The organism is Sphingomonas sp. 10B4, from assembly GCF_035019905.1.
In the GTDB taxonomy this organism is placed as follows: Bacteria; Pseudomonadota; Alphaproteobacteria; order Sphingomonadales; family Sphingomonadaceae; genus Sphingomonas; species Sphingomonas glacialis.
Window position 1 is genome coordinate 1 of record NZ_JASJVC010000538.1, and the last position, 240, is coordinate 240.

The 240-nt window shown below is 48.8% G+C and carries 1 protein-coding gene; it reads right to left on the minus strand.

Annotated features, from left to right (window positions below):
• A partial coding sequence (locus QN347_RS20785; RefSeq protein WP_323494544.1) for a hypothetical protein occupies positions 1-226 on the minus strand: 226 nt, incomplete at its 3' end.
• Positions 227-240: the final 14 nt, after the last annotated feature.

Below are 240 nucleotides of genomic sequence, written 5' to 3' on the forward strand. Positions count from 1 at the left end.
CAACTCCCTTTGGAAACGGCTCTCTGGGAATGTTCCAATAATACTCATTCACTTTGCCTTCACTAATCACCAGTGGTTTGCTGATCGCCGTGATGTAAGGAGGGTTTTTGGTCTGGACATAACGCAGCTCGTACTCTCCATCGAGTATGTTGTCGAACTTGATTGAGCTGCCGAGGTTGGTGATGTAAGCGTGGCGTAATCCGGGGCATGTTGGAACACGAGCCACGCATAGTTTGAGAT